The organism is Microcoleus sp. MON1_C1, from assembly GCF_036701945.1.
Classification (GTDB): domain Bacteria; phylum Cyanobacteriota; class Cyanobacteriia; order Cyanobacteriales; family Microcoleaceae; genus Microcoleus.
The window spans coordinates 94,676-113,977 of the sequence record NZ_JAUBRO010000016.1 but is presented as its reverse complement, the minus strand read 5'-3'; the positions used below and the strand labels follow the sequence as shown (position 1 = coordinate 113,977).

At 46.8% G+C, this 19,302-nt stretch carries 16 protein-coding genes; 6 read left to right on the top strand and 10 right to left on the bottom strand.

What is annotated here, in order from left to right; genetic code table 11:
- Positions 1-23 precede the first annotated feature (23 nt).
- Positions 24-1,484: an Asp-tRNA(Asn)/Glu-tRNA(Gln) amidotransferase subunit GatA gene (gatA, locus tag QUA62_RS11590; protein WP_333404125.1), complete on the bottom strand. Its 1,461-nt coding sequence runs from the start codon at positions 1,482-1,484 to the stop codon at positions 24-26.
- A gap of 1,082 nt (positions 1,485-2,566) precedes the next feature.
- Between gatA and QUA62_RS11585 the strand changes: the two genes are divergently transcribed.
- The 3 genes from QUA62_RS11585 to QUA62_RS11575 all read left to right on the top strand — a co-directional run bounded on the left by QUA62_RS11585 (position 2,567) and on the right by QUA62_RS11575 (position 5,438).
- Positions 2,567-3,022, top strand: coding sequence for a helix-turn-helix domain-containing protein (locus QUA62_RS11585; RefSeq protein ID WP_039886916.1), 456 nt, complete (start codon positions 2,567-2,569; stop codon positions 3,020-3,022).
- A 219-nt stretch (positions 3,023-3,241) separates the two neighbouring features.
- On the top strand, positions 3,242-4,552 hold the full coding sequence (locus QUA62_RS11580) for a serine hydrolase (protein WP_333404090.1): 1,311 nt from the start codon (positions 3,242-3,244) through the stop codon (positions 4,550-4,552).
- A gap of 55 nt (positions 4,553-4,607) precedes the next feature.
- On the top strand, positions 4,608-5,438 hold the full coding sequence (locus QUA62_RS11575) for an alpha/beta hydrolase (RefSeq protein WP_333404087.1): 831 nt from the start codon (positions 4,608-4,610) through the stop codon (positions 5,436-5,438).
- Positions 5,439-5,654: 216 nt separating this feature from the next.
- Here QUA62_RS11575 and QUA62_RS11570 read toward each other — a convergent pair whose 3' ends face one another.
- The 3 genes from QUA62_RS11570 to QUA62_RS11560 form a co-directional block, all read right to left on the bottom strand.
- Entirely contained in the window at positions 5,655-5,933 is a 279-nt protein-coding gene (locus QUA62_RS11570) for a DUF1816 domain-containing protein (RefSeq protein ID WP_333404085.1), read from the bottom strand.
- A gap of 300 nt (positions 5,934-6,233) precedes the next feature.
- Positions 6,234-7,613 (bottom strand): 23S rRNA (guanosine(2251)-2'-O)-methyltransferase RlmB, encoded by a 1,380-nt coding sequence (rlmB, locus tag QUA62_RS11565; RefSeq protein ID WP_333404083.1) that lies wholly within the window; start codon positions 7,611-7,613, stop codon positions 6,234-6,236.
- Positions 7,614-7,876: 263 nt separating this feature from the next.
- Positions 7,877-8,323, bottom strand: coding sequence for a Mini-ribonuclease 3 (locus QUA62_RS11560; RefSeq protein ID WP_006632383.1), 447 nt, complete (start codon positions 8,321-8,323; stop codon positions 7,877-7,879).
- 100 nt (positions 8,324-8,423) lie between these two features.
- Here QUA62_RS11560 and QUA62_RS11555 point away from each other — a divergent pair, with 100 nt between their 5' ends.
- Positions 8,424-8,720, top strand: a complete 297-nt coding sequence (locus QUA62_RS11555; protein WP_333404081.1) for a hypothetical protein — start codon at positions 8,424-8,426, stop codon at positions 8,718-8,720.
- Here the strand turns inward: QUA62_RS11555 and QUA62_RS11550 are convergent.
- Both QUA62_RS11550 and carA read right to left on the bottom strand, forming a co-directional pair.
- Positions 8,707-9,063, bottom strand: a complete 357-nt coding sequence (locus QUA62_RS11550; protein WP_006632381.1) for an STAS domain-containing protein — start codon at positions 9,061-9,063, stop codon at positions 8,707-8,709. The genes QUA62_RS11555 and QUA62_RS11550 overlap by 14 nt on opposite strands.
- Before the next feature lie 153 nt (positions 9,064-9,216).
- Positions 9,217-10,374, bottom strand: coding sequence for a glutamine-hydrolyzing carbamoyl-phosphate synthase small subunit (carA, locus tag QUA62_RS11545; protein WP_333404079.1), 1,158 nt, complete (start codon positions 10,372-10,374; stop codon positions 9,217-9,219).
- On the opposite strand from carA, the gene QUA62_RS11540 reads away from it, so the two are divergent.
- Positions 10,373-11,341, top strand: a complete 969-nt coding sequence (locus QUA62_RS11540) for a retropepsin-like aspartic protease (RefSeq protein ID WP_333404078.1) — start codon at positions 10,373-10,375, stop codon at positions 11,339-11,341. The two genes, carA and QUA62_RS11540, sit on opposite strands and share 2 nt — an antisense overlap.
- A 162-nt stretch (positions 11,342-11,503) precedes the next feature.
- Here QUA62_RS11540 and trpD read toward each other — a convergent pair whose 3' ends face one another.
- Together trpD and QUA62_RS11530 are read right to left on the bottom strand one after the other, a co-directional pair.
- Positions 11,504-12,619 carry an anthranilate phosphoribosyltransferase gene (gene trpD / locus QUA62_RS11535; protein ID WP_333404076.1) on the bottom strand — a complete coding sequence of 372 codons (1,116 nt, stop codon included), beginning with the start codon at positions 12,617-12,619 and terminating at the stop codon, positions 11,504-11,506.
- Between the two features lie 10 nt (positions 12,620-12,629).
- Positions 12,630-12,803, bottom strand: a complete 174-nt coding sequence (locus QUA62_RS11530) for a hypothetical protein (protein WP_333404074.1) — start codon at positions 12,801-12,803, stop codon at positions 12,630-12,632.
- Between the two features lie 692 nt (positions 12,804-13,495).
- Here QUA62_RS11530 and QUA62_RS11525 point away from each other — a divergent pair.
- On the top strand, positions 13,496-16,501 hold the full coding sequence (locus QUA62_RS11525) for a PAS domain S-box protein (RefSeq protein ID WP_333404071.1): 3,006 nt from the start codon (positions 13,496-13,498) through the stop codon (positions 16,499-16,501).
- Positions 16,502-16,774: 273 nt separating this feature from the next.
- Here QUA62_RS11525 and QUA62_RS11520 read toward each other — a convergent pair whose 3' ends face one another.
- A complete protein-coding gene (locus QUA62_RS11520) occupies positions 16,775-18,544 on the bottom strand; it encodes an adenylate/guanylate cyclase domain-containing protein (RefSeq protein ID WP_333404069.1) in 1,770 nt (589 codons plus the stop codon).
- The gene (locus QUA62_RS11515; RefSeq protein WP_333288557.1) at positions 18,541-18,936 is read right to left on the bottom strand and encodes a response regulator; all 396 of its coding nucleotides are present in this window, start codon (positions 18,934-18,936) and stop codon (positions 18,541-18,543) included. The genes QUA62_RS11520 and QUA62_RS11515 overlap by 4 nt, the downstream gene beginning before the upstream one ends.
- Between the last annotated feature and the right edge of the window lie 366 nt (positions 18,937-19,302).

Sequence of the window (19,302 nt, the reverse complement as noted above, 5' to 3'; positions counted from 1 at the left end):
CCTATTCCGCCGATTTTCCAAAATTAATGCAATTCCGGGTGGTGTAAGTGCCAATTCGTAGACTGTTCGTAAGCGTGAGCCACTTGAAACAACCGAGATTCTTGCAAAACATTACCAATCAGTTGTATACCCACGGGCAGTCCTTTATCATCAAATCCGCAGGGCAAATTCAAAGCTGGCAAACCAGCAAGATTCACGGGAATAGTCATCAAATCTGACAAATACATACTCAGGGGGTCATTAAATTTTTCGCCTGCCTTAAATGCGGTAGTAGGAGCTGTGGGACAGACTAAAACATCAACTTGAGAAAAAGCTTTTTCAAAGTCTTCTTTAATCAAAGTCCGAACTTTTTGAGCTTTTAGATAATAGGCATCGTAATATCCAGCCGACAATACGTAAGTGCCGATCGCAATCCGGCGTTTAACTTCCGCACCGAACCCTTGAGAGCGGGTTTTGGCATACATATCCAAAAGATTATCGGGATCTGGAGACCGGAAACCGTATTTGACTCCATCATATCGCGCCAAATTTGCCGAAGCTTCCGAGGGAGCAATGATGTAGTAAGTGGGCAAACCGTAGCGGAAGCGGGGACAAGAAATGACTTGAATTTCTGCGCCCAATTGTTGAAATTGCTCGATCGCCTTAGTAACCGCTTCTTTAACCCCCGAGTCCAGCCCTACACCAAAAGTTTCTTTAATTACACCAATTCTAATCTGACCCTTCGGTCGCAAACTGGGTCTTAAAGCTTGAGCGTAGTCAGGAATTGGGACATTAAGACTCGTGGAATCTCTCGGATCGTAACCGGCGATCGCCCCCAACAAAATCGCCGTATCCTCAACAGTCCGGCCAAAGGGCCCGATTTGATCGAGAGAAGAAGCATAGGCTACCAAACCGTAGCGAGAAACCAACCCATAAGTCGGTTTCAGCCCCACCAACCCGCAAAAAGCAGCAGGTTGGCGGATCGAGCCCCCAGTATCCGAACCCAAACTCACGACGCATTCTCCAGCGGCCACTGCTGCGGCAGAACCCCCAGAAGACCCTCCGGGCACGCGCTCCAAGTCCCAAGGATTCGCGGTAACTTGATAGGCAGAAGTTTCTGTCGAGCTCCCCATTGCAAACTCGTCCATATTCGCCTTACCCACAATCACCGCACCGGCTGCTTGGAGTTTGGAGACGACGGTTGCATCGTAGGGAGGCACAAAATTCTCCAAAATTCGAGAGGCGCAGGTTGTGGGAACGCCCTCGGTACACATATTATCTTTAACGGCGATCGGGATGCCGGCCAACAGGCCAATTTGCTCTCCGGCTGCGATTTGGGCATCCACTTTATGGGCCTGCGCCAATGCGCTGTCTGCCGTCACGCACAGAAAGCTTTTCAACTTCGGCTCTAGCTGGGTAATTCGGTCTAATGTTTCTTGAGTAATTTCCACAGCAGAGCGTTCTTTATTGACCAGTTGTCGGTGCAACTCGCGGATGGATGCCATGCTCGTACCTTTATCATTTCTACTTTGAGACAATACAGTTAATATAGCTGGCAATTGCACGCACTTACAGCCCGAATGCAAAGTCCGCTATTTTTGTGGCGAAAGTTCGATCGCGCGATCGGTCATTTTATCCACAATAGATTAAATTCCCAAAATCCCACCGGACACAAAATAGCGAGCAAGTTTTTTACCTAATCTTTTAAAAAACTATGAATGCAACTGTATCAGGACTTATGCAAAAAGTGGTTTGACGCGAAATTTATATGAGTAAGGGGTAAGGTGTGCAGTGCGGCCCTACATAATTAGGTTCTGCGTCCAAGAATGTGTATGCAAGATCACAATCATTAGGAAATCAGTCATTCCCAATTCTGTCATCTAAATTATCAAATATTAGAATCCAGCTTCTCTTCGACGCCACCCAGGATTTAGGGTATAAATAAATGACCTAAAAAATAAACTAATCCCAGATAGTTACTGCTTTATTCCGGGAAAAATATTCAGACACTATTAAAATAGTTACTGAAAATAAGTTACCAATTTTGGTACATATAATTTAGTTTAAAAAACATAGATTGAAGCATCTGAAGCTGATTTTTTACGATATTAGTCGCCTCCTGATTATTTAGGAAATAATAAACTGAAACGAGAAAAGCATGAAAATAAAATATTAGATTATGGCGGCACCTTCCCTAATAATTATAACCCGATTATGAAGAACACTTTTTTAGTCAAAAATTACTGAAAGTTATCAGTCATCCGAGTGAATTAATGGCGGCTGCGCGATCGAAGAAAATAGCGATCGACCTTTTCCCATACACGCCCCTTGTGCCAGAGGTCAAAAAGGCTCTCAGAAATCTGGGGTTCACAAAAAAGCTCGAAACGCTCACCGCCACGCCGAGGTCTCCTGTTGCGCGCACCTGCAAAAAAACAGCAGTCCTTCCTCAACAGTGTCTAGCTGCGTGCATCTGGGGTAAAAAAAGCTACTTATTTGCCCGAACGATCCCCAGGAAAATAATTTCATCCGGAATTATCCCCAAAACCAAAGATATATGGTAAGAAGTTCCCGATGCCCCGTTGGAGGAATGCCACCTAAAGCTCACTTAGAATCCCACCTGACGGCAGAGGAACTCAAAATTCGCTACCGGCAGGCACAAAACACCACAGAGTCGCGCCGCTGGCACTTGCTGCTGTTAGTTTCCAGAAATTGGACTATCAAACAAGCAGCCCAAGTCGTAGGCCTCAACTACGACTACGCCAAAGAAATTGTCCAGCGCTACAACCGAGAAGGGCCTAACTCTGTGAGAAATCGCAGCGGAGACCGCCAGCCCCCTCCTGCGAAATCCTTGCTGAATCCTGAACAGCAAGAAGAACTGCGACAAGCCCTGCAAGGCCCTGCCCCCGACGGCGGAGACTGGACAGGCCCCAAAGTAGCTCGCTGGATTGCCGAAAAAATCGGTAGCGATCATGTCTGGCCCCAACGCGGTTGGGATTACCTCAAGCGGTTGGGTGCTGACTGGCGACGGCGGCGCAAAAAGTAGATAGTTCCCAATATTTAAAGGGGGTTGATTGCTTTGGTGCGATCGCTCCCTTTATCTTGGTTATTTTGCCACATTGGCGCGATTAAAACCATTTTAGATTTTAGATTTTAGATTTTAGATTTTAGATTTGTTCTTCAATCTAAAATCTCCCATCTAAAATCTCCAACTGTTTGACTGATGTAACAAGAGCTGCTTATATTGAATGTGGTGGTGTTGAGGATGTTAAATATGCGAGATATCAGGTGTTTTTTGTCGATCGCCAACAAGATGGCGGCAGTAGTAGCCGGCATCGGACTGGTTCAGATGTTAACCATCGCAAGTTCATTCTCTCAATCATCTAACCCGCGTTCCCTAGACGAACTCTACAAAATTCGCGATCGGCTGATCACCGAATTAGAACAACCCTCCTCTCCGTCCCCAGAACCAACCCTCCTCTCCGGCTTAGTTCCCTTCGCAGCCAATCCTCAAGAACAACTGCTACAGCAGTTGCAAGCGGTGGAAGCTCAAATATTAGTAGAACAGAGGGCTAAGGACGACTTACAGCAAGCAGTCCGTTTAGCCAACCGAGCTGTAGAAACTAAACGGCAGCCAAATCAGTCGATCGAATCTTCGCAGCAAACTCAATTTTTCTGGCATCAGGCCCTCAACAACTTGCAGGAAGTTCCTCAAAATTCATTTTTAGCTTCCCTCACTGCCTCAAAAACTCAAGAATACCGGGAAAATTTAACAGCAGCAACCTTTCAAGTGCAGCAAGCAAAATCTGATTTTTTGGGTGCGCTTGCCCGGGAAAGCGGTTTGTCGGCTCAAGCTTCGATCGGTGTTTGCAACCTTTCTAGAGAATGCGTAAACCTGCGGGGCGATGTACCTCCAGCCAGTCCAGCCAGCTTAATTAAATTGCCGATTGCTGTCGCCCTGATGCAAAAAGTCGAAAAAGAAAAAATTAGTCTGAATCAGGAAGTATTAGTCAGTCGCGGTAATTTCACCGAAGACGCATCGGCAAAGATTAGGTCCAATCGCAATTACCCGCTACAGTTACTGTTAGAAGAAATGATCTATCGCAGCAGCAATATCGCCACCAATCAACTAATCGATTATTTGGGATCGGATTACATCAATCAATATTTAGATAATAGCGGCTACGAAGTCACCCGCGTCAACTTCAAGTTGATGGGGGAAAGAATTATGCCCTCCAACCCCGGTTCTGGTCGCAACCGCCTGACTGCTAACGAACTCACCGAAATGATGGTGCAAATTTACAACGGCGAAACACCCGGTGCTAAACTATTAATAGAAACTCTCAACCGCCAGTACGATCACGCTCTGGGATTTGCCGCCTTGGAAGGAACTAAAGCTCAGTGGTTGGGCGAAAAAACCGGCCAAAATTCTCGGGTACTCGGCACAACTTTAGCGATGAGCGTTGACGACGAGGCCTATGTGATTACTGTGATTGACAGCCGCAGCGGTGAGCTACAAATGCGCCAGTCTATTTCTAAAATTGCCGATTACATTGTCCGAAACCCCAACTTTTAACCGCTGGAATATACAATTTATAGCGGGGACAACGCACCGCCCAAACAGTTAAAAAATGCCGCATCACAAACTCAGTGTTTCCGTCAAAGGCAAAGGGTTTCCGATTCTCTGCTTGCACGGCCATCCAGGTTCCGGCGATTGTATGTCCGTCTTCACAGAACACCTATCACAACGCTTCCAAACGATCGCCCCAGACTTGCGCGGCTACGGCAACAGTCGCACCTCAACTTTCTTTGAAATGACCGATCATCTGGTGGATTTAGAAGCACTATTAGACAGATTAGGAGTCGATCGGTGTTTGGTGATCGGATGGTCTTTGGGAGGGATTTTAGCCCTGGAATTAGCCATGAAATATCCCCAGCGAGTCACCGGTTTGATTCTACTTGCATCCGCAGCGAAACCGCGAGGAAGTCACCCTCCCATCTCTTGGCAAGATAACCTTTACACCGGTTTAGCCGGAATTATCAATTGGGCCATACCCGGTTGGCAGTGGAATATCGATACTTTTGCTAGGCGATCGCTCTTTCGCTATTTGATACAACAGCATAACGCCACCCCTTACCGCTACTTAGCACAGGCAGGTACCCCCGCCTACCTCAAGACTTCCAACACGGCCACCACAGCGTTAAATACTGCTCTGAGGGCTGGATACGATCGACTGCTCCACCTGGGCGACATTCAATGTCCCTGCTTGGTGTTGGCCGGAGAGGGCGATCGGCACATTACCTCAGCATCGAGTTTAGAAACAGCCCGCCACCTCCACAATTGTCAGTGGCAGTGCTATCCAAATACAGCCCACTTGTTCCCATGGGAAATTCCCGATCGGGTACTCGGAGACATCGATTGTTGGATTGACAATTTCCCCCAAGCAGTTGATCATTGCTAGTCTTAAGTTTGGAGTTTGTCAGAAGCAATTAATCACCCAACAGTCAAGAATTTTGAATTTATATCGTTGCCGTGTGCCTCCGAATCATAATTTGCGGAGTGCAGTGCGAGCTTCCTGTCGCTATCATGGCTCCCAAGCAGGGTATAATTCCGTAGTTACCGGATTTTTATTTACAACTCAAAAGTCAAAACTCAAAACTCAAAATTCCCCCTGCTTCTACTGACCGCTCAAAACCGGCCACAGCCCTCCATCACCAAGCTTTCCCAAATCTTCTGCAACAGTTAAAGTAATTGGTTTGCAGCGCTGAATCGAAACACTAAGACCTTCTGCCCCTTCATTTTCTATGTCTTCTACATATCCTGCTTTTGCAGCTTCCGCTTCTCCATCGGTTAAGAACGGGCCAAAATAGTAAATGCACCGCGGCGCTGAAGTTTTAACTTCAACCCACCAAGCCAATCCGAAAAAGTTGAGCAAGCTAATCAAGAATTCTTTCATCTGCTTTTCTAATGTATTTGACGGTGTTTTCAGGGTGCTGCGAACACGCCTAGGCTTTTGTTATTTACACACACGTGGCTGACTGCTACCAAGAACCGATCCAAACCTCTTTAAAGCGGATATCTAAATAGATTTGTGTCGAATTCCTGTTTGAACGTAGGGGCCAGGCCCCCTCTACTTTCGCCTGAACCAGTAACGACAGTCGATCGGCTACCCTTACTTGTTCAGGGTGTGGTGCCACTCCATTGTGAGTGGCATTCACAATAAACTACTCTGTTGTGTTCTTTTTTTCAACCACCTTTACGATCCGTGTACGTGAAACTTTTTGGGCCCGCGCTGACGGTAAATTTCGTATAAAGCCATCCCCGTTGCTACCGAGACATTCAGGCTAGGAGTATTGCCCCTTAAAGGAATTGAAACTAATCCGTCACATCCGCGCTGTATCAAAAGGCTCAAACCATCAGCTTCACCACCTACCACTAAAACAGTGGGCCCGGAGAACTTGACTGTCTCTACAGATTGACCGACGCCTGCTGCAGTACCATAAATCCAGAATCCAGCCTCTTTGAGTTCTTCCAGCGCCCGGTTAAGATTGACAACCCTCGCCACGGGCAGGCTTTCCAATGCCCCTGCTGCCACTTTTCTCACTGCCGAGGTAATCCCAACAGCCCGCCGCTGCGGAATCACCATGCCCTGAGATCCCAATGCTTCTGCGGTGCGAATAATCGCCCCTAGATTATGGGGGTCGTTGAGTCCTTCGGCCACCACAATTACTGGATCTTCGCAAGCCGACTTAGCCTTCGCGATCAGTTCGCTCAAATCCAGGTATTCGTAGGCTGATACTTGAGCCGCGACGCCTTGGTGGTTGGCCTTGCGCGTGATGTAGTCGAGGCGCAAATCGTCAACTTCATCAATGATGCTGCCGTTGGTCTTGGCTTCGGTTAGCAAGCTGTGAAAGCGGGGATCGTAGCGCAGGTGGGGGACAACCCAAATCCGGTTGAGGACTTGGTTTGTTTCTAAAGCTGCTTGCACCGCATGGCGGCCGTAAATCATGTCGTCTGTGTCTGCGTCTGGTTGCACGACTGTATTTGAGGCACTGTCAACAGGGCGAGTGTCTCTGTCCTTGTCTCTGTCTCTGAAATGGTTGCCCCGGAATTCTTGCGGGCTATTGTCTTTGTCTCTGTCTTTGTAATAATTGCCCCTGGATTCCTGTGGTCTGCTGTCTCTGTCTCTGTCTCGGAAATTGTTGCGGGCCGGCTGCGGGCTGCTGTCTCTGTCTCTGTCTCGGAAATTGTTGCGGGCCGGCTGCGGGCTGCTATCTCTATCTCTGTCTCGGAAATTGTTGCGGGCCGGCTGGGGGCTGCTGTCTCTGTCTTGGTAATAATTGCCCCGGGATTCCTGCGGGCTGCTGTCTCTGTCTTGGAAAGTATTATTTCTGCGAAGGGATGGTTGGCTGTCGGAATCGGCTCTCCGTTTGAAAATTGCTCTCACGGGCATTTCTCGCGATTGCGGAGCGAAGGTCGATCGCTTTTGAGGCGCGTCTACTCCGCGAGTTTCGGGACGCGGCTTGCGTTCAAAGCGGGCAGAGGATGGTTGTGAGTCCTGACGGCGGCCTTCGCTTTTGAATGGCTTGCTGTCGGAATTAGATCGCGAGGAGTTCGGTCTGGTAAATTTTCTCATTGGTTTCTTGTGGTCAAAACGTTTTGACTGAAGGCTAATGGATTGTAGATTGTAGATTTGAGATTCTTGATTGAGGGAGCAATCTTGGCGCTTTGAGATTTTAGATTTTCTAGGGAGGGAGCAAGGGTTTTGCTGTGTTCAAATTGCTAGTTAATAACTGATAAATCCTGTTTTGCCGATCGAGATTTTTGCGGTTGTATGTTAGCCGTGCAAGGATGGTTAATTAATCCTTCCCCATTCCCAACTCTTAACTGCTTAATCCTTTAAGTCTCAAGATCTAAAAGTCCCAGAAGTTCGGTCAATCTTTCGGGATCGGTGAGATACAAATATCCGACCAAGGTTTCTAAACTGCTGGCTTGTTGGTATATCTCTGGATCTGCTCGCTTAGAACGACCCGCTGCAGCATTGCGGCCGCGCTTGACAATTGCTAATTCTGTACTGTTCAAGTAAGGAGAGAGCGATCGCAAGTGACGCGCTTGAGTTTCGGCTCGTACTTGCCCCACCACCAATTCGTGATAAGCTTGCAATTTTTTGGGTGGGACTAAGTACGAACTGCGAACGTAGAGTTCGTACACTGCATCTCCCAAATATGCCCAGGCTGCGGGCGAAATCCTTTCTATTTCTGCTGGTGTAGCCCTCGCAGGATGCACTCGATTTAAACTGATATCCGTCAGACTCAGTTTGAGCCCGTCATCTGCGATCGGCGACATACTTTTTTAAATAAAACTTCCGCACAGCTTGGTTTTTCTAGTCACTTACTTATTTCGTCTTTCGTTACTTCAGCAATTATAGCTTTCACAGGAGTGTTCGTTGTCAGATCACGAAGCGAGATATATAGACAAAGCTTGGCGCGACGATCGCACTCCTAAAAAAGGCTTTTTACAAAATCGGGATGCTCTAATTTTTATACCATTTTTCCGCGTGTTTGCCACACATATTTTACTGCCCCTCCACCGAAACTCTAAGCATCGCGGAGATAGGCGCTGGCGCGTGTCACAGCTTCTGGCTAAATCCGTATTGTCTTACCCGCAAAAAAATAAAAATTTGCTATCCAGCGTTGAGAACCGGATAGCTAATTTAATCCACTTTGGCGTCAAGCATCCTTGACGTTTTTTACCGCCTCATCAACCGAAGGCTGCAAAGACAAAAATTTCTCTAAGCGAACCAGTTTAACAGTCTGAGTTACGCGGGGATTTGAGACAATTTGCAATGTCCCCTCCAAGGTTTGGGCTTTTTTGACAAGTTGCACAAGTGCGCCCAGGCCTGAACTATCCACAAAGTCTATCTGCGACAAGTCCAAAATTACGTGTTTTGGGCTCTCGTCAATACATTTGCTTATTACCTTCCGAAAAGTTGCCTCAGAAAAAGCGTCCAGCAGGCCAGTCAGGCGAAATAACTGATAGTTATTCTTGACTTCGCGAGTGCCTCTGAGGCTAACGGTCAGGGTCAATGACTCAGGAATGACACCCTCCTAGCTAGATATGGCTTAAAGTCGAGGCTTCATTATAGGAGTTTTTTGGTCTTTTGTCTACACTTTTTTTTGGTCAGTGGTTTTTAGTTTTTTTGAGGCAGCAGTCATTAACGGTTGACTGCTGACTGCTAACTATTTACTGCTGGCTACTTTCTGATTGTCTCGCATTGACTGCACGAATTGATCGAATAAATAATCGGCGTCGTGCGGGCCCGGACTGGCTTCTGGGTGGTACTGCACTGAGAAAAGTGGCAGAGTTTTATGCTTCAATCCGGCTACGGTGCGATCGTTCAAATTGAGATGAGTAATTTCTACTTCGGGGACTAGGGAATCGGGGTTGATGGCAAAACCATGATTTTGGCTAGTAATTTCTACTTGCTGAGTTAAACCCGCTGGATGATTCAATCCCCGGTGGCCGAACTTAAGTTTAAAAGTTTCTGCACCCAAGGAAAGTCCCAAAATTTGGTGTCCCATGCAGATGCCAAATACGGGTTTGTCGGACTTTAACAAAGCTTTCGCAGTCGCGATCCCTTCCGTTACCGCCGCCGGATCTCCGGGGCCGTTGGACAGAAAAATGCCGTCCGGGTTGTATTTGAGGATTTCCTCTGGCGACGTGTCAGCGGGGACAACGATGACCCGACACCCGTAACTCGCCAAACGCCGCAGGATGTTGCGCTTGATCCCAAAGTCTAGCGCTACCACTGTCCACATTTCGCCGTTAGCAGGTTTGACTGTAGGACTGAACTCCCAAACCGAGTCCGTGGCTTCAGACCACTCGTAAACCTCGCGAGTGGTGACTTCCTGGACTAGATTCAGCCCGTCCATGCTGGGGGCATCTTGCACTTGCTCCAAAAGTTCCGCCTGGTCGAGAATCGTGGTCGAAATGCCACCGTTGATCGCTCCCACCGTGCGAATTTTGCGAGTGAGGGCGCGGGTGTCGATCCCGTAAATGCCGGGGATATCGTACTGTTTCAGGTAGTCTTGCAGAGATTGCGAGCAGCGCCAGTTGCTGGGGCGGCTGCATACGTTCCGGGCGATCGCACCTCGAATTTGCGGGCGCGAGGATTCTTCGTCTTCGAGATTTACCCCGGTATTGCCCAATTCTGGATAAGTAAAAGTTACAATTTGACCGCAATAGCTGGGATCGGTCAATACTTCTTGGTAGCCCGTCATTCCCGTATTAAATACTACCTCGCCAACGACGGTGGCGTCAGCGCCAAACGACCAGCCGCGGTAAGCAGTACCGTCAGCCAGGACTAGGAGAGCGGGTTGTGCAGTTGAAAGTGACATGGCATCCTTAATTACTTTCGTTTGGTTTAATTCTTACCACTGCCAGCGATTTGATGCTAGTCGGCAATATACAGATATTATTTTAATTTGTGCAAGGGTTCGGCAAAGCAAGCCACCTAGGCCCGAGGCCGAAGCAACAGGTAATCAAAAAGCAGCAACAAGTGCAACTTCTCCCACTCCCCACCCTCGACATCTCCTAGTCTCTCCATCTCCCTCTCGGCGAGCAATTTATCTGCCAGCAGCTTATGAGGGCCGAAAGTCTAAATCTATACCAAAAGGCAGTTGTCGCTGTTACGATCGAGCTACAGCGTTTAACGAAACTATGGCTAGTAAATCTCCCTTGCCTTTACTCTCAAACTTATACAAGCATCTACTGAACTCTCAAAAACGGTGCAAACCGTTACTGGTTGTCACAACAGCTATTTCTCTGAGCAGTTCAATTCTAGTAGCGACTGTTGCCAACTCCTCGCGAGCAGTGGCTCAAGAAAGTGAGGGATGCTTCATGCGGAGCTCGTCAGGCCGAACCCTCAACCTCAGCCAATCAGTCTGCGGTTTTCTCCCCGAAGCATTGACGCCCACCACTTCGGCGGCGGCAAAGTCGGGAGTGTTTCAGGCAAAAATCAAACGCCGAGAGGCTAATATCCCCGTCATAGAAGTCACGTTTAACGGCAAACAAAAGTTCGAGATGATGGTAGATTCTGGAGCTAGTGGCACAGTAATTACACCAGCAATGGCTAAAGCCTTGGGCGTTGTTCTCCAAGGAACAGTGCAAGCACAAACTCCCAACGGAGTTGCTACTTTTCCCCTCGGTCGCTTGACTTCTATTGAAGCAGGTGGTTTGGCGGTTAACAATGTAGTTGTGGCCGTCTCGCCCTCGCTAGATATCGGACTATTGGGTCACGACTTTTTTGGTAATAAAGATGTGACTATTAAGCAAGATGTCATTGAATTTCGATCGCGCTCTTAACAATAAGGAAGAAGGAAGAAGGAAGAGGGAAGAAGGAAATAAAAATTGAGAAGTAAAGAATTTTTATTGTGGGTTAGTTAAAACAAAAAATTCCTTCTTCCTTCATCCTTCTTCCATCCGTTACATCCGTTACAAAATCCGTTGCCGAACTTCCCTCTTCCTTCATTTCAAAAACTCAATCAACTGCTGCAATTTCAACCAAGATTCGCCGCTCAATAAAATGTCCTTAGCCAGAGAAACTCCTGCTGCGTGAGAACCCATAGGAATTGCGCCTCCCACCTGAAAAGCCAAAGACGCATTCAAAGCTACAACATCCATTTGTGCGGGCGTACCTTTGCCTTGCAAAACGTTCCGCAAAATCTCGGCGTTTTCCTCAACATTTCCGCCTTTTAACGAGCCGATCGCACTTGGTGTCAATCCTACCTTTTGGGGGTCTAAAGTAGTCAGTTCCACTTTGCCATCCGACAAAACCGCCAAATCAGTCACATCACCCAAACCCGCCTCGTCCAACTTTTCTCTGCCGTGAACGACTACAGCTAACTCAGTCCCCAACTCGTCCAAAGCTTGAGCAATAGTTGATACCAGACTAGGATCGAACACCCCAATTACCTGCCCTGTAGGGCGCATAGGATTGACAAGGGGCCCTAAAAGGTTAAAAACAGTCCGCACCTTCAAAGTGCGCCGGAGCGACGCTACAGCCTTAAGTGCGGGATGCCACCCAGGCGCAAATAAAAAGGTGATGCCTACTTCGTCTACGGCAGCTCTCACCTTCGCGGGATCGGCGTTGAGGTTGACTCCCAGTGCTTCCAACACGTCAGCAGAACCCACTTTGCTCGATGCGGAGCGATTTCCGTGTTTCGCGACTCGAACTTTGCCGGCGGCGGCCACAAAAGCGACAGCAGTGGAAATGTTAAACGTGGAAGCGCCGTCGCCGCCTGTGCCACAAGTATCAATTAATTTGAGATTGGAGATTGGAGATTGGGAATTGAAAACGCTCTCCGACTCACCGGCAAGCGACTGAGAACCCAATACCTGAGCCATTCCTACCAATTCTTGGGCAGAGATGCCTTTGGCTTGGATGGCAGCTAAAATTGCTCCTGAGAGGACGGGGGGAATAGCTTCTGCTAGCCATCCCTGCATCAAGTCGGCTGCTTGGGCGCGTGAGAGAGATTGTCTGTCTAATAGTTGTTGCAGCAGGGCTGGCCACACAGGAGAATCCGCCGTCTGGGTTGAAGCAGGGGATGACTCTGGCGTTGCTAGGAGAGGAGAATCTGTCATTTATTAGTTTCTAGTCAAATTTAGCTCGATCGAGCTTTGCGGCCAAACCGAGAATCGATCGGGATTTTACCAGACTTGCCGACCAAATTTTGCGCGCCCGGGCCCAGATTTTTGCCCAAATGCCAGCACCGCTACAGAATTTTTCCGCCTGCAGCAGCAGAATATGAATTTTTTGATACAACAATTACCCTATTGTTGTGCCAACTTTACATACAAACCCCAGATCGTACAACTGCCAGCAGTCTGCTGTATTATCTATCAGCAATAATACTTAACAGTAACTCAGAGCACCCAAAGACCGATAAAAGTTTCCGACAGGAGTTGTGGAGAGCAAAAAATTTTAGATTTTAGGAGAACCCCAGATTCATCTGTGGAGTCAATTCTTTAATCTAAAATCTCAAAGCTCCAATCGGCTGACAGCAAGGACAGCGAGCGTTTAGCTCTTGCAGGCGGGTTAGTTGCTTCGGGTAAGAGTCGATCATACTCTCACCCAAATCCTAAAAATAGAGTCTTGCGGTTGTAGAAGTCGCTGCCTTTTATTCTTGTAACAACATCCTTGCTACTAACTTATTTCAGGGTATTCAACTGCTAATATATTCAGGGAGATTTCAAGGAACGGGTTTTGCTACAACACCTGCATCGTAGGCAGATCGATGTGCCAATGCGAGCGTGACAGCCAGTCAAGCCTCAAATAAATACCCGATCAACTAAACTTTCAGCAGCAACCACTAACAACTAACAGCCCGGTAGGACAGATGAATAAACACACTCGTCTCCGGCTGCGACACACCATCTTTCAGCCTAACTAACAGCTCAAAATTAGCAGGCGGTAGACCAAAAATATTCAACTCATACACAAGAGCAGGGTATTCACAAGTGGGAAATCAAAAACTAGGAAATAAAACGATAGAATGCCTGAATGTCGCGGAGGCACTGCACCAAATGGAAGCAAAATATTATAGTATGTTTGAAAATGCTGTGTCGGGTATTTTTCAAACAACCCAATCCGGTCGCTACATCAGCGCTAATCCAGCTTTGGCTCGCATCTACGGATATAATTCCGCCGCAGAATTAATGGGCTGTCTGACTGATATCAGCGATCAACTTTACGTCAACCCCGATCGGCGCGATCAGTTTGTTTCTGCTTTGCAAGAACAGGGCATCGTATCGGATTTTGAGTCGCAGATTTATCGCCGAGACGGAACAATAATTTGGATCGCGGAAAATGCGCGGGCTGTCTGCGATGAAGCGGGTAAATTGCTCTACTACGAAGGTTTTGTAGAAGATATCACCCAGCGCAAGCAAGCAGAATCTGCACTTCGAGAAAGCGAAGAACGCCTGCGCTTAATAATTGAAGGCGTTAAGGATTATGCTATATTTATGTTAGATCCGGCTGGGTATGTAGCTAGCTGGAATTCGGGTGCCGAACGCATTTTTGGATACAGAGCGCATGAAATAGTCGGCAATAATTCCGAGTGTTTTTTCACGAAAGAAGATCTGGAAATTGGCAAGCCCCGAGAAAAATTAATCAGGGCAGTGGCAGAAGGTCGATACGAAAATGAAGGCTGGCGGCTTCGCAAAGACGGATCGCGATTTTGGGCGAATATTATTGTTACTCCTTTGCGCGATGAAAGGGGAAAGTTGCAGGGCTTTTCTCAAGTAATGCAGGATATTACTGAGCAAAAGCGGGCGGCTGAGGAAAAGATGCAGTTGATTGCTTCTTTGCAGGCGTCGGAAAAAAAGTTTCGCACTTTGTACGAATCGACGACTGATGCGGTAATGCTGCTAGATGAAGAGGGTTTTTTGGATTGCAATCCGGCAACTTTAGAGTTATTTGGCTGCAGCACTCTATCGGAGTTTTGCGGCAAGCATCTTTCGGATTTCAGCCCGCCGCTGCAACCGGACGGACAAGATTCTCTGAGTCTTTATAAAGAGCGAGTTAATACGGCTGTGCGATCGGGAAATTGCCGTTTTGACTGGCGGCACTGCCGTTTGGACGGTTATGAGTTTCCGGCGGAAGTGCTGCTAACTTCTATGGATATTGGCGGCAAAATGGGGCTGCAAGGCGTGGTGCGCGATATCACTTATCGGGTGCAGGCTGAGGAGGCCCTGAAGCAGGCTAACGAGGTATTGGAATGCCGGGTTAAAGAGCGGACAAGTCAGTTGGAAGAGGCTATTAAAAAGTTGAGATTGTCGGAAGAAAAGTTTTCTAAGGCTTTTCGCTCAAGTCCCGATTCGATGATTATTACTACTTTTTCAGAGGGTCGTTTTATTGAAGTTAATGATAGTTTTTTGTCGATGACTGGTTACGCTTTAGAAGAAACGACTTGCAATACAGTACCGGGGTTAAATATTTGGGTAAGGCCTCAAGACAGACTTAATTTTAGGCAACGTTTGCACGAACAAGGTGTGGTTCGCAATCAGGAATGCGAGTTTCGCATGAAGTCTGGATCGGTGGTGGTGTGTTTGCTGTCTGCAGAGTTGATTAATTTGGACGGCGAACTCTGTATGCTGGCGGTGATGACGGATATTACCGATCGCAAACACGCCGAAGAAGCCCTACGGGAAAGCCAGCGGGCGTTGGCGACGCTGATGAGCAATTTGCCGGGAATGGCCTACCGTTTTCGCAACGATGCCGATCGCAGTATGGAGTTTGTCAGCGAAGGTTGCTATCAGTTAGCAGGCTATTCTCCTGAAGAATTTATCGGCACTAGGGAAGTTTCTCTATCGGAATTGACTCACCCGGACGATCGCGATATTTTGTGGAATGCCGTACAAGTTGCGTTGCAAGAAAATCGACCCTATCAGCTAAATTACCGAATTACTTCTAAAAATGGGGAATTAAAATGGGTTTGGGAGCAAGGTTTGGGAGTGTTTTCCGACTCGGGAGAGTTGATAGCTTTGGAAGGCTTAATTACTGATATTTCTGAGCAGAAACGCAGTGAAGAAGCTTTGCGGCGATCGCAAACAGAGTTAACCCAACAAAAACTTCAACTCGAAAATACTTTGCACGAATTGCAGCAAACTCAAGCTCAATTGATTCACACTGAGAAAATGTCTACTCTAGGTCAAATGGTAGCGGGTGTCGCTCACGAAATTAACAATCCCGTTAGCAGCGTTTGTGGCAATCTCGTTCACGTCGGCCACTACACGGAAGATTTGCTGAATTTGCTCGATATGTACCAGCAGCAGTGCCCGCAGCCGTCGGCAGCAATTCAAGATAAAATTAAGGATATCGAGCTAGAGTTTCTGCTAGAAGATTTGCCGAAAGCGATGTCTTCAATGCAGGTTGGGGCCGATCGCATTCGGGAAATCGTGCGATCGCTCAGAAATTTCTCTCGCAAAGACGATTCTCAAATGAGCAAAGTTAACCTGCACGAAGGGATTGAAGGAACGTTGCTGATTCTGCAAAGCCGCCTGAAAGCCAGAGGCAACTATCCCGAAATTGCAGTAATTAAGGACTATGGAAACTTGCCTTTGGTTGAGTGTTATGCTGGGAAAATCAATCAGGTATTTATGAATTTGATCGGAAATGCGATCGACGCGATCGAGGAATACAACGAAGGGCATTCAGTTGGCGAAGTCAAACCTAACCGCAGCAAGATTAAAATTAGGACAGAAGTCCAAAACTCCAATGCTGTAATTAGGATTTCTGACAACGGCCCCGGTATGCCAGAAGAAGTTTCCCAGCAGTTATTCGAGGCTTTTTTTACCACCAAACCCGCCGACAAAGGCACCGGTTTAGGCCTGTCAATTTCCTACAAAGTTATCCAAGAACACGGTGGCACACTTAGCTGCGTGTCTGCACTCGGCCACGGAGCAGAGTTTATCATAGAATTGCCGATCGAACAACCGATCGAACAACCGATCGAACAATCCTAAAGTGCGATCGGGGCGATCGCATTTCCGATAACGAGTCGCGGTTTGTAGTGAGGACTAAAGTTCTCATAAAACTCGATCGGACTAAAGCGGTAAGGTGCGGTGTGCATGGAGCCCTACATATAGAAATTTTGCATAAGTTCTGTATTGCTGAAACCCTAGCTTTTATTGCTTCTTGCTGCCATCAGTTACATCCGCCCTTGCGAATCCGTTGCCAAACTTCCTTCCATCAGTTACATCCGCCCTTGCGAATCCGTTGCCAAACTTCCTTCTTCCTTAATTACACCTTTCCAAATAAATTCGAGCCACATTATCCCCCGGATTTTGGCGCAAACAATCCGCAAAAAGTGCCGAAGCTTCCCTAAAACTGTTCATATTGTACAAAGACAAAGCCTCAATAAACACTTGCAAAGTCGCTAACTTCCCCGCTTTAACTTCCGGCAAATCCGCATCAAAAACTTCATAAACAGTCACCCATTCAGACTTACCCTTAACCTGAACTTTATCAATTACCCGAATTGCATAATCACCCGGATTTCTCAAGCGATCGAAAGTCTGCTGAGTAATTAACAGCGATACCCCATAATTTTTCGTCAAACTTTCAATCCGAGAAGCCAAATTAACCGCATCGCTAATCACAGTACCGTCCATCCGGCTTTTTCCGCCCACTATACCCAGAATCAAAGAACCAGTATTGATTCCCACCCCAATCTCAACGGGCACATAACCCACAGAAGCGCGATCTCGATTGTATTCAACAAGAGTATGCAGCATCGCAATTCCCGCTTTCACAGCATCATCCGCCCCCTCGCTAAACAAAGCCATAATTGCATCGCCAATATATTTATCAATAAACCCCTGATTTTCCACAATCAGCGGTTCCATTCGACTCAGATAAGAATTTATAAATTTGAAATTTTCTGTCGGTGTCATTTGTTCCGAGAGAGTAGTGAAATCGCGGATGTCAGAAAACAAAACCGACATTTCCAACTCCACCGCTTCTCCCAATTTAATATCAACAATACTGTCACATCCCAAAAAAGCTAACAACTCTTTGGGTACAAAGCGACTTGTCGCCTCCGCAATTTCTAATTCTGCATCCAGTGAAAGTTCCAAATTGCAATTGACCTCAAAGAGATCCTCGATAAACTTTTGGCGTTCTGTTTCAGCTTCTTGGCGTTCCGTGATATCTTGAAGAGTGGTGATAGCATAAACAATATTTCCTTGTTGATCGTAGATTGGAGTAGCGAAGATTTCTAGGGGAATAATCTTGTCGCCTTGATGAACTTCGGCATCGTCAGCCGTAGCACTTTCCCCCTTCAACGCGCGCACGCTGGGTAAATTTTCCGTAGGATAATTTTGATTTGTGCCTGCTTGATAGAGTTGATAAACCTCTGACAATTGCTTGGAACTCGTATCCGGCACAACTCCTTTACCAAATATCTCTTTTGCTTTCCGATTGATGTAGTAAGGTTTGCCGTCGGCATCCAGCACACCCACACCAATCGGCATTGCTTCCAAAAACTGTGTCAAGCGACTTTCGTTTTCGTGGAGTTTAGCAATCAGTACCGCCTGCTCGCAGTTGAACTCGGCTAACTCCTGATTCATTTGCTGAAGTCGGGCGTTTTGTTGTGCCAGTTGTTTATCTTGAAGATAACTATTTAGCGCTTCTCTAACCGTCAATTTCAAATCTTCAGCTTGCCAAGGTTTGGTAATATAACGATATAAGTTTGCAGAGTTGATAGCATTGGTTATCGCCTCAATATCTGCTTGCCCCGTCAGCATAATTTTTATAGTTTTAGGCGAAATTATATGAGCCTGTTTCAACAGCTCGTCTCCCTTCATATCAGGCATAATGTGGTCGGAAATAATTAAAGGAATTTCATCCCCATCCTCTAGCAATTCTTCAATTAGCTCTAAGGCTTCTTGTCCACCTTCAGCAATTTCGATTATATAATCATTGCCAACAGCCTCTTGCAGTTCTGCTTTGAGGCTCCTGAGTACAGTTTTATCATCATCGACACAGATAATTACCTGTTGACTCATAGTTTAGATAAACCAGATTTAATAGTTTCCAGCAACTCGGATTCTAACCAAGGTTTAGATAAGCAAGAATGGAGGTTAGCCTGTTTTTTCGCTCGGTCAATTGCTACTTCATCGGCTTGACCTGTCAGCATAATTTTTATAACATGGGGGTAGTTTTGGTGAATGCGAATCAGCAACTCATCTCCCTTAATACCCGGCATTAACCAATCACAGATAATCAGAATAAGGGTAATTTTTTCGTCATAGAGTTCGCTGATTACCTCTAAAGCCTCCTCAGCATCTTCTGCTCCTTCGTAGGTGTAGGCATTCCCAAATTCTGCTGCTAGCTGCGTCCTGAGACTGTCTAATACCATTCTCTCATCGTCAACGCACAAAATAACTGGTTTCGACATCTATTTTTTCTCCTTTTTAATTGTTATTAGTAGCAAAAGTAGTCAAAGTAGTCAAAGTAGTAAAGTATATTAGTAGACCCCATCTTATCTGAAGATGTCAGTCGATTTTAATTTGAGATTTGAGACTTCCGCGTGAGCGCTCAGTCGAAGGATTTTAGATTGACTCCACAGATGAATCTGGGAGCTTGAACAAGGGTCTAAAATTTTTGCCTCTCCACGAATCCTGTCGGGGCTTGTATCCGTTGTTGGGCGGGGTCACAAGTCAACGGCTCGCCCCATCCTCTCCCCCTCCCCCAGTCGCCGAAACTAAGAAACTTATATGGGTAGTAGCTTAGCTGAGCATAGCCCATCGTACTGCTGTTTTAC

Excerpts from the sequence above, each read along its gene's own strand:
- QUA62_RS11520 (WP_333404069.1), bottom strand. The coding sequence starts at position 18,544 with ATGAGTCAACAGGTAATTATCTGTGTCGATGATGATAAAACTGTACTC.
- QUA62_RS11585 (WP_039886916.1), top strand. The coding sequence starts at position 2,567 with ATGCCACCTAAAGCTCACTTAGAATCCCACCTGACGGCAGAGGAACTC.
- carA (WP_333404079.1), bottom strand. The coding sequence starts at position 10,374 with ATGTCACTTTCAACTGCACAACCCGCTCTCCTAGTCCTGGCTGACGGT.
- gatA (WP_333404125.1), bottom strand. The coding sequence starts at position 1,484 with ATGGCATCCATCCGCGAGTTGCACCGACAACTGGTCAATAAAGAACGC.
- QUA62_RS11575 (WP_333404087.1), top strand. The coding sequence starts at position 4,608 with ATGCCGCATCACAAACTCAGTGTTTCCGTCAAAGGCAAAGGGTTTCCG.
- QUA62_RS11560 (WP_006632383.1), bottom strand. The coding sequence starts at position 8,323 with ATGTCGCCGATCGCAGATGACGGGCTCAAACTGAGTCTGACGGATATC.
- QUA62_RS11570 (WP_333404085.1), bottom strand. The coding sequence starts at position 5,933 with ATGAAAGAATTCTTGATTAGCTTGCTCAACTTTTTCGGATTGGCTTGG.
- QUA62_RS11580 (WP_333404090.1), top strand. The coding sequence starts at position 3,242 with ATGTTAAATATGCGAGATATCAGGTGTTTTTTGTCGATCGCCAACAAG.
- trpD (WP_333404076.1), bottom strand. The coding sequence starts at position 12,619 with ATGACAGATTCTCCTCTCCTAGCAACGCCAGAGTCATCCCCTGCTTCA.
- rlmB (WP_333404083.1), bottom strand. The coding sequence starts at position 7,613 with ATGAGAAAATTTACCAGACCGAACTCCTCGCGATCTAATTCCGACAGC.
- QUA62_RS11515 (WP_333288557.1), bottom strand. The coding sequence starts at position 18,936 with ATGTCGAAACCAGTTATTTTGTGCGTTGACGATGAGAGAATGGTATTA.
- QUA62_RS11540 (WP_333404078.1), top strand. The coding sequence starts at position 10,373 with ATGGCATCCTTAATTACTTTCGTTTGGTTTAATTCTTACCACTGCCAG.